Source organism: Nocardioides sp. W7, from assembly GCF_022919075.1.
Lineage (GTDB): Bacteria > Actinomycetota > Actinomycetes > Propionibacteriales > Nocardioidaceae > Nocardioides.
The window spans coordinates 2,560,361-2,573,755 of record NZ_CP095078.1; the positions used below are offsets into that span (position 1 = coordinate 2,560,361).

General features: G+C 71.5%; 11 protein-coding genes. 8 read left to right on the forward strand and 3 right to left on the reverse strand.

The window, feature by feature from the left end:
- Window positions 1–4: 4 nt before the first annotated feature.
- The 5 genes from MUB56_RS12150 to MUB56_RS12170 all read left to right on the forward strand — a co-directional run bounded on the left by MUB56_RS12150 (window position 5) and on the right by MUB56_RS12170 (window position 5,716).
- Entirely contained in the window at window positions 5–445 is a 441-nt protein-coding gene (locus tag MUB56_RS12150) for a Zn-ribbon domain-containing OB-fold protein (RefSeq protein ID WP_244932154.1), read from the forward strand.
- A complete protein-coding gene (locus MUB56_RS12155; RefSeq protein ID WP_244932155.1) occupies window positions 445–1,605 on the forward strand; it encodes an acyl-CoA dehydrogenase family protein in 1,161 nt (386 codons plus the stop codon). Before MUB56_RS12150 ends, MUB56_RS12155 begins: the two co-directional genes overlap by 1 nt.
- Window positions 1,595–2,443, forward strand: coding sequence for a CoA ester lyase (locus MUB56_RS12160; protein WP_244932156.1), 849 nt, complete (start codon window positions 1,595–1,597; stop codon window positions 2,441–2,443). Before MUB56_RS12155 ends, MUB56_RS12160 begins: the two co-directional genes overlap by 11 nt.
- Window positions 2,444–2,699: 256 nt before the next feature.
- Window positions 2,700–4,814: an Ig-like domain repeat protein gene (locus MUB56_RS12165; protein ID WP_244932157.1), complete on the forward strand. Its 2,115-nt coding sequence runs from the start codon at window positions 2,700–2,702 to the stop codon at window positions 4,812–4,814.
- 95 nt (window positions 4,815–4,909) lie between these two features.
- Complete coding sequence (locus MUB56_RS12170; protein ID WP_244932158.1) at window positions 4,910–5,716, forward strand: SDR family oxidoreductase; 807 nt, start codon at window positions 4,910–4,912, stop codon at window positions 5,714–5,716.
- Window positions 5,717–5,734: 18 nt separating this feature from the next.
- On the opposite strand, the gene MUB56_RS12175 is transcribed toward MUB56_RS12170, so the two are convergent.
- A complete protein-coding gene (locus MUB56_RS12175; RefSeq protein WP_244932159.1) occupies window positions 5,735–6,751 on the reverse strand; it encodes an NADP-dependent oxidoreductase in 1,017 nt (338 codons plus the stop codon).
- Window positions 6,752–6,799: 48 nt separating this feature from the next.
- Between MUB56_RS12175 and MUB56_RS12180 the strand changes: the two genes are divergently transcribed.
- From MUB56_RS12180 to MUB56_RS12190, 3 genes are read left to right on the forward strand one after another with little or no spacing between them, the layout of a single operon-like run.
- Window positions 6,800–8,239, forward strand: a complete 1,440-nt coding sequence (locus MUB56_RS12180) for an FAD-dependent oxidoreductase (RefSeq protein ID WP_280637402.1) — start codon at window positions 6,800–6,802, stop codon at window positions 8,237–8,239.
- Window positions 8,240–8,283: 44 nt separating this feature from the next.
- Window positions 8,284–8,850 (forward strand): TetR/AcrR family transcriptional regulator, encoded by a 567-nt coding sequence (locus MUB56_RS12185; protein ID WP_244932160.1) that lies wholly within the window; start codon window positions 8,284–8,286, stop codon window positions 8,848–8,850.
- The gene (locus MUB56_RS12190) at window positions 8,847–9,980 is read left to right on the forward strand and encodes an SGNH/GDSL hydrolase family protein (protein WP_244932161.1); all 1,134 of its coding nucleotides are present in this window, start codon (window positions 8,847–8,849) and stop codon (window positions 9,978–9,980) included. The genes MUB56_RS12185 and MUB56_RS12190 overlap by 4 nt, the downstream gene beginning before the upstream one ends.
- A 56-nt stretch (window positions 9,981–10,036) precedes the next feature.
- On the opposite strand, the gene MUB56_RS12195 is transcribed toward MUB56_RS12190, so the two are convergent.
- Window positions 10,037–12,403, reverse strand: a complete 2,367-nt coding sequence (locus MUB56_RS12195; protein ID WP_244932162.1) for an excinuclease ABC subunit UvrA — start codon at window positions 12,401–12,403, stop codon at window positions 10,037–10,039.
- A 201-nt stretch (window positions 12,404–12,604) separates the two neighbouring features.
- On the reverse strand, window positions 12,605–13,387 hold the full coding sequence (locus MUB56_RS12200; RefSeq protein ID WP_244932163.1) for a hypothetical protein: 783 nt from the start codon (window positions 13,385–13,387) through the stop codon (window positions 12,605–12,607).
- Window positions 13,388–13,395 lie beyond the last annotated feature (8 nt).

Here is a 13,395-nt window from a genome sequence, read left to right on the forward strand (position 1 = left end):
CTCGATGAGCACCGACTGGATCCCCGGCGAGGTCCCGCCCGCCGACGAGAACAGCGCGGCCTACTGGGCGGCCACCGCCGAGCACCGGCTGACCGTGCAGTCCTGCACCGCCTGCGGCCGGGTCCAGCACCCGCCGCGTGCCCTGTGCACCGGCTGCGGATCGATGGCGGACCTGGCCCAGGTCGACGCCGCCGGCACCGGCGTCGTCGACACCTTCACGGTCGTGCACCGACCGCCGCGTCCGGAGCTGACGGCGCCGTACACGATCGCGCGCGTGCGGCTGGCCGAGGGGCCGGTCGTGCTGACCCGCCTCGAGCCCCCCGCACCGGGCGACGGCGGCTGGCGGATCGGTGACCCGGTCCGCGTCGCCTGGGTCGACCTGCCCGACGGGCGCGCCCTCCCGTACTTCACCCCCTCCTCTCCCGACCCGACCAAGGAGCACTGATGGACTTCAAGCTCGACGAGGACCAGCGCGAGTTCAAGGCGCTGCTGCGCCAGTTCGTCGACAAGGAGATCGTCCCGGTCGCCCGCGAGTGGGAGCAGTCCGGCCGCTACCCGACGGAGATCGTCGACGGCATGAAGGAGATGGGGCTCTTCGGCATCACCGTGCCCGAGGAGTACGGCGGACTCGACCTGGACCCGGTCTCGTTCGCGCTGGTCTTCGAGGAGATCGCCCGCGGCTGGATGGGCATCGCCGGCATCCTGGGCAGCCACTCGCTGGCCTGCCGGCTCATCGCCATGCACGGCACCGAGGAGCAGAAGGACAAGTACCTCCCGGGTCTGGCCACCGGCGAGCGGCGTACCGGCATCGGCCTGACCGAGCCCGACGCCGGCACCGATCTGCAGGGCATCCGGACCACCGCGCGTCTCGAGGGCGATCACTACGTGGTCAACGGTTCGAAGATGTGGATCACCAACGCCCGGTACGCCGACCCGCTGCCGGTGCTGGTCAAGACCGACCCGTCGGCCTCGCCCGCGCACCGGGGGATGAGCGTGCTGCTGATCGAGGCCGACACTCCTGGCTACGAGGTCACCAAGGACATCCCCAAGCTGGGCTACAAGGGCACCGAGTCGTGCGAGATCACGCTGAGCGACGTGCGGGTGCCGGTCACGCAGCTGGTCGGCGGGGTCGAGGGTCGCGGCATGCAGCAGGTGCTCTCGGCCCTGGAGTGGGGCCGGGTCAACATCGCGGCCCGCTCGGTCGGCATCGCCCAGCGCGCGCACGACGAGGCGCTGGCCTATGCGAAGCAGCGCAAGGCGTTCGGTCAGCCGATCTCGGAGTTCCAGGCGATCCAGCTCAAGCTCGGCGAGCTCGGCACCCAGGTGCAGGCGGCCCGGCTGATGGCCTACTGGGCGGCGGACGCCGTCCGCGACGGTCGCGCCGACGGCGCCACCGGGATGGCGAAGATCTTCTGCTCCGAGGTGGCCCTGCAGGCGGCGATCGACGCGATGAAGGTGCACGGCGGCTACGGCTACTCCACCGAGTTCGAGGTGGAGCGGCTCTACCGCGACTCGATCCTGATGAGCATCGGCGAGGGCACCAACGACGTGCTGCGCACCGTCGTCGCGAAGTCGCTGCTGAAGGGGGAGACCCGTGTCGGCTGACCGTCGTGACTTCGTGGCCCGCTCGGCGCTCTACGTGCCCGGCAACGCCGAGGACAAGCTCGCGCGGATCCTCGAGCGGGGCGCCGACGAGATCATCCTCGATCTCGAGGACGCCGTCGCTCCCAAGGACAAGGACCGGGCGCGCGAGACGACCCGGATCTGGCTGCACGACCTCCCGGTGCTCGACAACGTCGGGGTGTGGGTGCGGGTCAACCCGGGCCCGATGCGGGAGGCCGACGTGCGTGCCATGGCGGGTGCCCCGGCGCTGACGGGGTTCCTGGTCGCCAAGACCGAGACCGTCGACGAGCTGTTCGACCTCGACAAGCTGCTGGCCTCGCTCGGCTCGACCGCCGGGGTGGTGCCGCTGCTGGAGAGCGCCCGGGCGATCCTGCGCGCCGGCGAGCTCGCGCGCGCCCCGCGGGTGCAGCGGCTTCAGGTCGGCGAGGCCGACCTGCGTGCCGACGTCGGCATCACCCCCGGCCCGGACGAGCGGGAGCTGCTCTACACCCGCTCGCACGTCGTACTCGCCTCCGCGGCCGCGGGCATCAAGCCGCCGATCGCGCCGGTCTCGACGAACTTCCGCGACCTCGACGCCTTCCGGGCCTCGACCGTCGAGCTCGCCCGGCTCGGCTTCGTCGGCCGCGCGTGCATCCACCCGGGGCAGGTGGCGGTGGCCAACGAGGTCTTCACGCCGACCCCCGATGAGGTCGACGCGGCGCGCACGCTGGTCGGGCGCTGGGAGTTCGCCGGCGCCGGGGTTGCGGTGGACGACGACGGCAGGTTCGTCGACGAGGCCGTGATCCGCCAGGCCCGGCTGGTGCTGGCCCGCGCCCGCTGATTGCCCGTCTGCCGGGAGTTCCGCCCGTGGTCCACGGCGAATTAACACGATCGTTTCCGGAAATCGTAGGCGAACCCGTGGATATCGTATATTCTCGCATGAGACGTAGACCACACCGGTAGTGGTGGGGTCGGCACGAGGAGGATGAATGCGTATACGCAGGTATGTGGGCTTGGCCGTGGGGGCCCTGGTCGCCAGCGCCATGTCCATTCCGATGTTGGGCTCGCCGGCCTCAGCCGCGCCGAGCGCTCTCACGTTGACGCGGGACTTCTCGTGCACCAACGGCTCGTTCAACCTGCCGTACACGGTGGTCTCGGAGGCCACCGCGGCCGGCACGGTGGTGACGGCGTCGCTGAGCGACATGCCGGGCACCGGGTTCCCGACGGGCCTGAAGGTCGCGGGCTTCGAGGTCGACCTGGGCGTCGACCTGAACGGTGAGTCGGTGGCCCTGGAGGGGGCGCTGACCTACCCGGCGCCGATCGCTGGCGGTGGTGCCGGTAACACGGTGCAGTACGAGATGCCGGACCTGAGTGGTACGCGAGTGGGGACTGCTGACCTGGCATCCGGGTCGATCGAGTCGCTGGCGATCAACATGCGCGCCGGGTTCCAGTTCAACCCCGCGGTGCCGGTCACGATCTCCGACAATCCGCTGACGTGCACCCCGGGGGCGGCCAGCTCGACCCTGGTGACCACCCGGGACTTCTCGTGCACCAACGGCTCGTTCAACCTGCCGTACACGGTGGTCTCGGAGGCCACCGCGGCCGGCACGGTGGTGACGGCGTCGCTGAGCGACATGCCGGGCACCGGGTTCCCGACGGGCCTGAAGGTCGCGGGCTTCGAGGTCGACCTGGGCGTCGACCTGAACGGTGAGTCGGTGGCCCTGGAGGGGGCGCTGACCTACCCGGCGCCGATCGCTGGCGGTGGTGCCGGTAACACGGTGCAGTACGAGATGCCGGACCTGAGTGGTACGCGAGTGGGGACTGCTGACCTGGCATCCGGGTCGATCGAGTCGCTGGCGATCAACATGCGCGCCGGGTTCCAGTTCAACCCCGCGGTGCCGGTCACGATCTCCGACAACCCGCTGACCTGCACGGCCGTCCCCGAGCCCAGCGCGGTCACGCTGACCGAGGACTTCTCGTGCACCAACGGCTCGTTCAACCTGCCGTACACGGTGGTCTCGGAGGCCACCGCGGCCGGCACGGTGGTGACGGCGTCGCTGAGCGACATGCCGGGCACCGGGTTCCCGACGGGCCTGAAGGTCGCGGGCTTCGAGGTCGACCTGGGCGTCGACCTGAACGGTGAGTCGGTGGCCCTGGAGGGGGCGCTGACCTACCCGGCGCCGATCGCTGGCGGTGGTGCCGGTAACACGGTGCAGTACGAGATGCCGGACCTGAGTGGTACGCGAGTGGGGACTGCTGACCTGGCATCCGGGTCGATCGAGTCGCTGGCGATCAACATGCGCGCCGGGTTCCAGTTCAACCCCGCGGTGCCGGTCACGATCTCCGACAACCCGCTGACCTGCACGGTGGTCCCCGAGCCCGCCGTCGAGACCGCGACGACGCTCGTCGCGACCTCGCCCGCCCCGGGTGCGGTCAGCCTCGCCGCGACGGTGGCTCCGGTCGCTGCCGGCACCGTCGAGTTCTTCGAGGGTGAGACCAAGGTCGGCGAGCAGGCGGTCGCCGAGGGTGCCGCCACGCTGAGCCTGACCGGCGTCGCTGCCGGCCAGCACAGCTACCGTGCCGACTTCGTGCCCACGGACGCCGCGGCGTTCGAGGGTTCGTCCTCGACGGTGCAGGACGTCACCGTGGCCGCAGTGCCGGCCGCGGCGACGGCCACCGCGCTGACCGGGTCCTCCCCGGCTGCCGCGCAGGTTGCCCTCTCGGCGACGGTCACCCCGACCGCTGCCGGCCAGGTCCAGTTCTTCGAGGGTGCCGTCAAGGTCGGCGAGAAGGTCGTCGCCTCGGGTGCCGCCGCTGTGGGTCTGACCGGCGTGAGCGCCGGTGAGCACAGTTACACCGCGAAGTTCGTGCCTACCGACCCCGCTTCGTACGTCGGGTCGACCTCGACCGTCGTCAAGGTGACGGTCGCTGCCGTGCCGCAGCCGGGCCCGTCGGCCGCCTGCGTCAAGGCCCAGGGTGACGTCACGACCACGGCTGCCGCGGTCAAGAAGGCCGACGCCAAGGTCAAGAGCACCAAGGCCGCGGTGAAGAAGGCGACCAAGGCCGTTAAGAAGGCCAAGGGCGCGAAGGCCAAGAAGGCCAAGGCGAAGCTGAAGAAGGCCAAGAAGGCCGCGACCAAGGCGGCCAAGGCGGCCAAGGCGGCCAAGTCGAAGCACAACGCTGCGACCGGTGCGGTCAAGGCCAACTGCTGACCGGCTGACATCCAGCTGAACCACTCGACGGTGCCCCGGTCCTTCCCTGAAGGGTCGGGGCACCGTCTCGTCCGACGTCCCAGCAGGAGGAACGCATGACCATCTCCACGAAGAGTGCCGTCGTCACCGGCAGCACCAAGGGCATCGGCTTCGCGCTCGCCCGCGAGCTGCTCCGCCGCGGCCAGCACGTCGTCGTGTCCGGCCGCAGTCAGGCCGCCGTCGACGAGGCGACCGGCAAGCTCCAGCCCGAGGCCACCGGCGGTGCACAGGCCGTGGGCGTCGTGACCGACGTGACCGATCCTGCCCAGGTGCAGGCGCTGTGGGATGCCGGTGTCTCGGCGTTCGGTGCGGTCGACCTGTGGATCAACAACGCCGGCGTCGCCTACACGATGCGCACGATCGTCGAGACCACCTCCGAGGAGGTGGCGACCATGATCGGCACGAACATGCTCGGGACCATCAACGGCGCTCAGGTCGCCGTACGCGGTATGACGGCCTCGGGCGGGGGTCGAGTGTTCAACGTCCTCGGCGGCGGCAGCGACGGCAGCATCCGTCCCGGCATGGGCGTCTACGCGGCCACCAAGCGAGGTCTCGACATGTTCACCAGGGCCCTGGTGCGGGAGGTCGAGGGCACGTCCGTGCGGGTCGGTCAGGTCCGGCCCGGCATCCTGATCACCGACGGGTGGCTGCGCGAGGCGCAGACCCACCCCGAGTCGGTCTCCAGCCAGCGCAAGATGCTCAACATCCTGGTCGACCACGTGGACGACGTAGCGCCGTACCTGGTGGACCAGATGCTCGCCAGCTCCAAGAACGGCGACGAGATCGCCTGGCTGACCACGGGCCGGATGATGCGGAAGTTCCTGGGGAGCAAGCAGGACAAGCTCGCCCGCTACGGCCTGTAGCCGCAGCGGGTCCGCTCGTCAGGACTCGATGTCGACGACGACCTTGCCGACGTTCTGCCCGCCCATCAGGCGGGCGAACGCGGTCGGGGCCTGCTCGATCCCCGAGTAGTGGTCCTCGACCGTGACGAGCTCCCCGGAGGCGAGCAGCGCCCCGACGTGCTCGACGTGCTCGGACGAGAGGTCGGCGTGGTCGAAGACGACCATGCCGACCACCTCGGCCCGGGCGGCCATCACGGCGCCGGCGCGCAGCCGCGTCGGCGCGCTGCCGTTGTACTGGTCCATCAGGCCGCACAGCGAGACCCGCGCACCGATCGCGAGCCGCTCCATCACCACGTCCAGGGTCTCCTGGTCGCCGAGGTGGAGGTAGGCGTGGATCCCGTCCGGGCAGGCCGCGGCGAGCTCGTCGGCCAGGTCGGGGCCACGTCGTACGACGGCGTCGTAGCCCAGGGGTCCGTCGGCCAGCTTCGCCTTCTCCTCGGAGCCGACGATCCCGACGGTCCGCGCGCCGGCGAGCCGCGCGAGCTGGCCCGCGACGGCGCCGACGCCACCGGTGGCGGACCCGATGACGACGGTCTCCCCGGCGACCGGTCGGAGCTGCCGCACGTGGCCGGCGTACGCCGTCAGCCCCGGCATGCCGAGCGCCCCGAGGGCCGCGGAGAGCGGCACGCCCGCCGGCACCGACACCGGAGTGGCCGCGGCGCCGTCGACGACGGTCTCGGCCCGCCAACCGGTCTCGGCGAGCACGTGCTGTCCGACCGCGAGCCCCGGGAACCGCGACTCGACGACCTCGCCGACCGAGCGGCCCGGCGGGACGTCACCCGGGCCGACCGGGGCGTCGCCGAGGTGCCGGCCGCCGAGGGTGGAGCGCTGGTACGGGTCGAGCGAGAGGCTGCGGACCGCGATCCGCACCTGCCCGTCGACCAGCGGGGAGCGGGGGAGGCGTACGACGCGGAAGTCCGCCGGCGTCGGGACGCCGTCGGGGACGCGGGCGAGCACCACGGCCGCCGGGTCGCTCGGGTTCTGCTGCGGATCCATGTGCGCTCCTGAGGCTCGGTGAGAGGCTTGATCATATATGATCTAGAGGTGGTCGAACCTGCTTATGACGTCGTGGTGGTGGGCGCCGGTCCGGCCGGCCTGACCTGCGCCAGCCGAGCCGCGCGGGGCGGAGCCCGGGTGCTGCTGGTCGAGAAGGACCGGCGGATCGGCGGCACCCTGCACCTCAGTGGCGGGCACCTCTCCGCCGGGGGGACCAGCCTCCAGCGGGCGCGGGGCATCGAGGACAGCCCGGACCTGCACCTCGCCGACATCTACCGGATCAGCAACGACACCGGCCGCAAGGACCTGATCGCCCAGGTCGTCGAGCACGCGCCCGAGACGATCGAGTGGCTGGTCGAGGCCGGGATGCCGTTCGACCCGGAGTCCCCGCGGATCGTCTACGGGCACGAGCCCTACGAGATCCCGCGCACGGTCTACGGCATCGAGGGCGGGCTCTCGGTCCTCCAGGTGCTCCAGGCCGAGGTCGAGTCCACCGTCGCCGGCCACGACCTGACGCTGTGGACGAGCGCGCCGGTCACCGGCCTGCTCACCGACGGGAGTGGTCGCGTGGTCGGCATCGAGGTGTATCGCGACGGCGTCGAGGTCGAGGTGAGGGCCCCGGCCGTGGTCCTCGCGACGGGCGGGTACGGCGCCGACGGCGAGCTGTTCGCCGAGCGGCACGGCGTCGAGCTGGTGACGGTCGCCTCGAAGACCTCGACCGGTGACGGCATCCACCTCGGCACGAGCGTGGGCGCCGCGATCCAGGGAGAGGGGACCTACCTCCCGACCTTCGGCGGGATGCGCGACCCGCAGAGTCCGCACCGGGCCAACTGGGCCGAGCGGGCGCTGCTGACCACGGAGCGTCCGCCGCGCGAGATCTACGTCGACGGCACCGGCCGGCGCTGGATCGCCGAGGACGAGCCGTCCATCGACGTCAAGGAGCGCGAGCTGACCGCGCTGCCCGACCAGGTCTTCTGGATGGTCTTCGACGACGACGCGGTCTCCCGGGCCGGGGTCGGCGAGCCCCCGCTCGTGCTCGGGTGGGGTCCGGAGGAGCTGCGCCGGCACGCGAACGTCCGGCCCGGCGTGCACGCCGCCGACACGCTCGAGGAGCTCGCCGCCCTCGCCGGGATCGATCCGGCCGGACTGGTCGGGTCCGTGGCGGCGTACAACCGGGCCGTCGAGGCAGGGGTCGACGGGGAGTTCGGTCGCCGGCACCTGCCCGCGCCGATCGCCGTACCGCCGTTCTACGCGCTGCACAACCAGGGCATCGCTGTGGTGACCTTCGACGGTCTCGACATCGACGACTCGTTCGCCGTGCGTGACGAGAACGGCGCGGTCATCGGCGGCCTGTTCGCGATCGGCGAGGTGATCGGCGCCGGCGCGACCTGCGGCAACAGCTTCTGCTCCGGCATGGTGCTCACCCCGGCCCTGGTCTTCGGTCGGCTGCTCGGCGACCGACTGGCTGCGGGTTCGAGAATTTCCTAAGGCCTGTTGTACTCTGCCTAAACAGTTTAGGTAGAGGAGTGCGGATGGCACGCGCAGGACTGACCCCGGACCGGCTGGTCCGGGCCGGGGCGGAGCTGGCCGACGAGGTCGGCTTCGCCCACGTGACGGCGTCGGCCGTCGCCCGGCGCTTCGGCGTGCAGGTGGCGAGTCTCTACTCCCACGTCCGGGGCACCGAGGACCTGCGCACCCGGATCGCACTGCTCGCCCTGGAGGAGCTCGCGGACCGCGGTGACGCGGCGCTGGCCGGCCGGGCGGGCCGGGACGCCCTGGTGGCCCTCGGCGACGTCTACCGCGACTACGCGCGCGAGCACCCCGGGCGGTACGACGCCGCCCGGCACCGGCTCGACCCGCAGACGGCCGCGGCGAGCGCGGGTCCCCGGCATGCCGCCCTGTCGCGGGCGGTGCTGCGTGGCTACGACCTCAGCGAGGTGGACCAGACGCACGCGGTCCGGCTGCTCGGCAGCGTGTTCCACGGCTTCACCAGTCTCGAGGCCGCCGGGGGCTTCGAGCACTCCATGCCCGACGCACAGGAGAGCTGGACCCGGATCCTGCTCGCCCTCGACACGACCCTCAGGAGCTGGTCCGCATGATCACCGTCCCCCTCACCCCCGACCTCATCCGCGGCGCGATCGAGCTGGAGGAGACCGCGACCGGCCTGCTCCCGCACCGGCTGCCGGGCTGGGCCCGCGCGCAGGTCGCCGACGCTCAGCTGACGATGGCCGAGTCGCAGCCGGCCGGCGTACGCCTGGTGCTCCGCACGGCCGCGACCGTCCTCGAGCTCGACACCATCCCGACCAAGCGCGCGTACGCCGGCGCGCCGCCCCGCCCGGACGGGTGCTACGACCTGGTCGTCGACGGCGAGCCGCTCGGCCGCGGGACCGTGACCGGCGGCCGCACCCTGGCGATCGACCTGGCCACCGGCTCGTTCGAGCTGCTGGCGGGGGAGCCGGGCACGCTCCGGTTCGACGACCTCCCCGCGCGGGTCAAGGACGTCGAGATCTGGTTGCCGCACGACGAGACCACGGAGCTGGTCGCGCTCCGTGCGGATGCGCCCGTGGCGCCGGTGCCCAGCGGCGAGCGGCCGGTCTGGCTGCACCACGGGAGCTCGATCAGCCAGGGCTCCAACGCCGCCACCCCGACCGGCACCTGGCCGGCCGTGGCCGCGCGGCTGGCCGGCGTCGACCTGGTCAACCTGGGCTTCGGCGGCAGCGCGCTGCTGGACCCGTTCGTCGCCCGCACCCTGCGCGACACCCCGGCCGACCTGGTCAGCGTCAAGGTCGGGATCAACCTGGTGAACACCGACCTGATGCGGCTGCGCGCCTTCACCGCCGCCGTTCACGGCTTCCTCGACACGATCCGCGAGGGCCACCCGACCACGCCGCTGCTGGTGGTATCGCCGACGTACTGCCCGATCCACGAGGACACCCCCGGCCCGGCGGCCGTCGACACCACCGCGATGGCCCAGGGCCGGCTCGGCTTCCGCGCGACCGGCGACCCCGCCGAGGTCGCGGCCGGCAAGCTGACCCTGCGCGTGGTCCGCGCCGAGCTGGCCCGGATCGTCGCCCAGCGCTCGGCCATCGATCCGCACCTGCGCTACCTCGACGGCCAGGAGCTGTACGGCGCGGGCGACCACGACGAGTTGCCGCTGCCCGACGACCTGCACCCGGACGCCGCCACCCATCTTCGGATCGGGGAGCGGTTCGCCGGGCTGGCGCTCTGAGGGGGAGCTCGGCGGGGTCGGGCGGGCGCAGGACCACCGAACCGCCGGCGGCCGCCTCAGGGGCCGACGTACGACGCCAGATGCTCGCCGGTGAGCGTCGACTGCGCCGCGACCAGGTCGGCCGGGGTGCCCTCGAAGACCACCCGGCCGCCGTCGTGGCCGGCGCCGGGACCGAGGTCGACGATCCAGTCGGCGTGCGCCATCACGGCCTGGTGGTGCTCGATGACGATCACCGACTTCCCGGAGTCGACCAGCCGGTCGAGCATGCCGAGGAGGTTCTCGACGTCGGCGAGGTGCAGGCCGGTGGTGGGCTCGTCGAGGACGTAGACGCCGCCCTTCTCGCCCAGGTGCACGGCGAGCTTGAGGCGCTGCCGCTCGCCGCCCGACAGCGTGGTGAGCGGCTGGCCGATGGTGAGGTAGCCGAGCCCGACGTCGGCGAGCCGGGCCAGGATCTTGTGGGCCGCCGGGAGCTTTCCGGCGCCGTCCGGGCCGAAGAAAGCCTCCGCCTCGGCGACCGACATCGCGAGCACCTCGCTGATGTCCCGGCCGCCGTAGGAGTACTCCAGCACCGACGCGTCGAAGCGCCGGCCCTCGCAGACCTCGCACGGGGTGGCCGTGCCGGCCATGATCCCGAGGTCGCTGTAGATGACGCCGGCGCCGTTGCAGTTCGGGCAGGCGCCCTCGGAGTTGGCGCTGAACAGGGCGGGCTTGACGCCGTTCTCCTTGGCGAACGCCTTGCGGATCGGCTCCAGCAGTCCGGTGTACGTCGCGGGGTTGCTGCGCCGCGAGCCCCGGATCGCGCCCTGGTCGATCGAGACGACGCCGTCGCGCCCGGACACCGAGCCGCGGATCAGCGAGCTCTTGCCGGAGCCGGCCACGCCGGTCACCACGACCAGCACGCCGAGCGGGAGGTCGACGTCGACGTGCTGCAGGTTGTGGGTGCTCGCGCCGCGGACCTCCAGCGCGCCGGTGGCGGTGCGGACCGACTCCTTCAGGGCGGTGCGGTCGCCGAGGTGCCGGCCGGTCAGGGTGTCGCTGGCGCGCAGGCCCTCGACGCTGCCCTCGTAGACCACCTGGCCGCCCGCGGAACCCGCCTGCGGGCCGAGGTCGACGGCGTGGTCGGCGATCGCGATCGTCTCCGGCTTGTGCTCGACGACGAGCACCGTGTTGCCCTTGTCGCGCAGCTGCAGCAGCAGCTGGTTCATCCGCTGGATGTCGTGCGGGTGCAGGCCGATCGTCGGCTCGTCGAAGACGTAGGTGACGTCGGTCAGCGAGGACCCGAGGTGCCGGATCATCTTGGTGCGCTGCGCCTCGCCGCCCGAGAGGGTGCCGGAGGGCCGCTCGAGGCTGAGGTAGCCCAGCCCGATCTCCACGAACGAGTCGAGGGTGTCGCCCAGGGCGTCGAGCAGCGGTTTGACCGGCGGCTCGTCGAGGTCGCGGATCCAGGTCGCCAGGTCGCTGATCTGCATCGAGCAGAGCTCGGCGATGTTCCTGTCGCGGATCTTCGACGAGCGCGCCTGCTCGCTGAGCCGGCTGCCGCCGCAGTCGGGGCAGGTCGAGAACGTGACCGCGCGCTCGACGAACGCGCGGATGTGCGGCTGGAGCGCGTCGACGTCCTTGGCGAGGAAGGACTTCTTGATCTGGGGGACCAGACCGAGATAGGTCAGGTTGATGCCCTCGACCTTGATCTTGGTGGCCTCCTTGTGGAGGAGGTCGTCGAGCTGCTTCTTGCTGTACTTCTTGATCGGCTTGTCGGGGTCGAACCAGCCGCAACCGCGGTAGATCCGGCCGTACCAGCCGTCCATGCTGTAGCCCGGGATGGTGATGGCACCCTCGTTGAGCGACTTCTCCTCGTCGTACAGCGCCGTCAGGTCGATGTCGTTGACGGCTCCGCGGCCCTCGCAGCGCGGGCACATGCCGCCGATCAGCTCGAAGCTGCGTCGCTCCTTGGTCTCCCGGCCGCCCTTGTTGATCGTCACCGCGCCGGCGCCGCTCACCGACGCGACGTTGAAGGAGAACGCCTGCGGCGAGCCGATGTGCGGCGTGCCGAGCCGGCTGAACAGGATGCGCAGCATCGCGTAGGCGTCGGTCGCGGTGCCGACCGTCGAGCGCGGGTCGGTGCCCATCCGCTCCTGGTCCACGATGATCGCGGTGGTCAGTCCGTCCAGCAGATCGACCTCGGGCCGTGCCTGGGTCGGCATGAAGCCCTGCACGAACGCGCTGTAGGTCTCGTTGATCAGCCGCTGCGACTCCGCGGCGATGGTGCCGAAGACCAGCGAGCTCTTCCCCGATCCGGAGACCCCGGTGAATACCGTGAGCCGCCGCTTCGGCAGCTCGACGCTGACGTCACGCAGGTTGTTGACCCGGGCGCCGTGCACCCGGATCAGGTCGTGGCTGTCGGCGGGGTGCTGGGTCGGGCTCATACGACGCTCCTCGTCGGGGTTGTGCTCACGTGACCTCGAAGATCCGGATCCTCCTGCCGGAGGGGTTGCGGACCGCGCAGTCGCGCAGGCGAGCGCGGTCCGCGAGCCGCCCCGGAGTCATCCCGGCGAGCCTAGGACACACCGCCGACGAGCAGCCGGTCGTACGTCCGGACCTCTGGACCGGTCCACCCCCGAGGCCGGTCAGAACGCGGTCGACCCCGGCTTGATCACGCCGAGCACTGCAGCAAGGAGCACCATCGCCCAGATGCAGTAGACCCAGGGCTCGCTGCGCCGGATCGAGCCGACGATGCCCGCCTCGACCTCGGGAGTGGAGCCGCTCGTCATCAGCGTGCCGAACGACGGGCCGAAGGGCTTGAGCGCCCGCCGGATCATCACGCCGCAGAAGATGCAGAGCCCGTAGGCCAGCAGCTTGGCGCCCAACCACCGGGGGTTGGTGTCCACGCCGAACGGCTCACTCGCCGCGATCGTGTAGATCGCGAAGCCGATCAGCACCGCCGAGAGCAGGTAGCGCACCCACAGGTCCGCGGTGTGCCACAGCCGGGTGTGCGTGCTCCCGCCGCGAGCCTCGGCCAGCGAGACCGCCGCCCAGGCCAGCGTGCCGACCCAGGCCAGGGCCAGCATCCACCCGGTCAGGAAGAACTCCTCGCCCAGCGGCCCGTAGTACATGAGCGTCAACCCGCTGGCCCCGAACAGGATCAGCGAGAACCGCGGCGCCATGTCGCAGCCGACCATGATCTTGGCTGCGGTCGCCCGGGTCTCCGGGGAGAGCTCGGGCTTGATGATGAACCGGCTGGAGTAGTAGACGCCGAGGTCACCGCCGAGCCAGTACGTGAAGAGCAGCACGTGCAGGATGATCGCGACGGTGTGGCCGTTGAGGCCGTGGGCGGCCTCGACGGCGGCCCCCGCGGCGGCCGAGGAGTTCTCGGCCGCCGCGAGGGCAGCGGTGCTGAGCAGGGTCGACAAGGGTCAGA

What these genes read in the sequence shown, in the direction of transcription:
- MUB56_RS12150 (WP_244932154.1), top strand. Translation starts at nt 5, where the DNA reads ATGAGCACCGACTGGATCCCCGGCGAGGTCCCGCCCGCCGACGAGAAC.
- MUB56_RS12175 (WP_244932159.1), bottom strand. Translation starts at nt 6,751, where the DNA reads ATGGATCCGCAGCAGAACCCGAGCGACCCGGCGGCCGTGGTGCTCGCC.
- MUB56_RS12195 (WP_244932162.1), bottom strand. Translation starts at nt 12,403, where the DNA reads ATGAGCCCGACCCAGCACCCCGCCGACAGCCACGACCTGATCCGGGTG.
- MUB56_RS12155 (WP_244932155.1), top strand. Translation starts at nt 445, where the DNA reads ATGGACTTCAAGCTCGACGAGGACCAGCGCGAGTTCAAGGCGCTGCTG.
- MUB56_RS12190 (WP_244932161.1), top strand. Translation starts at nt 8,847, where the DNA reads ATGATCACCGTCCCCCTCACCCCCGACCTCATCCGCGGCGCGATCGAG.
- MUB56_RS12185 (WP_244932160.1), top strand. Translation starts at nt 8,284, where the DNA reads ATGGCACGCGCAGGACTGACCCCGGACCGGCTGGTCCGGGCCGGGGCG.
- MUB56_RS12170 (WP_244932158.1), top strand. Translation starts at nt 4,910, where the DNA reads ATGACCATCTCCACGAAGAGTGCCGTCGTCACCGGCAGCACCAAGGGC.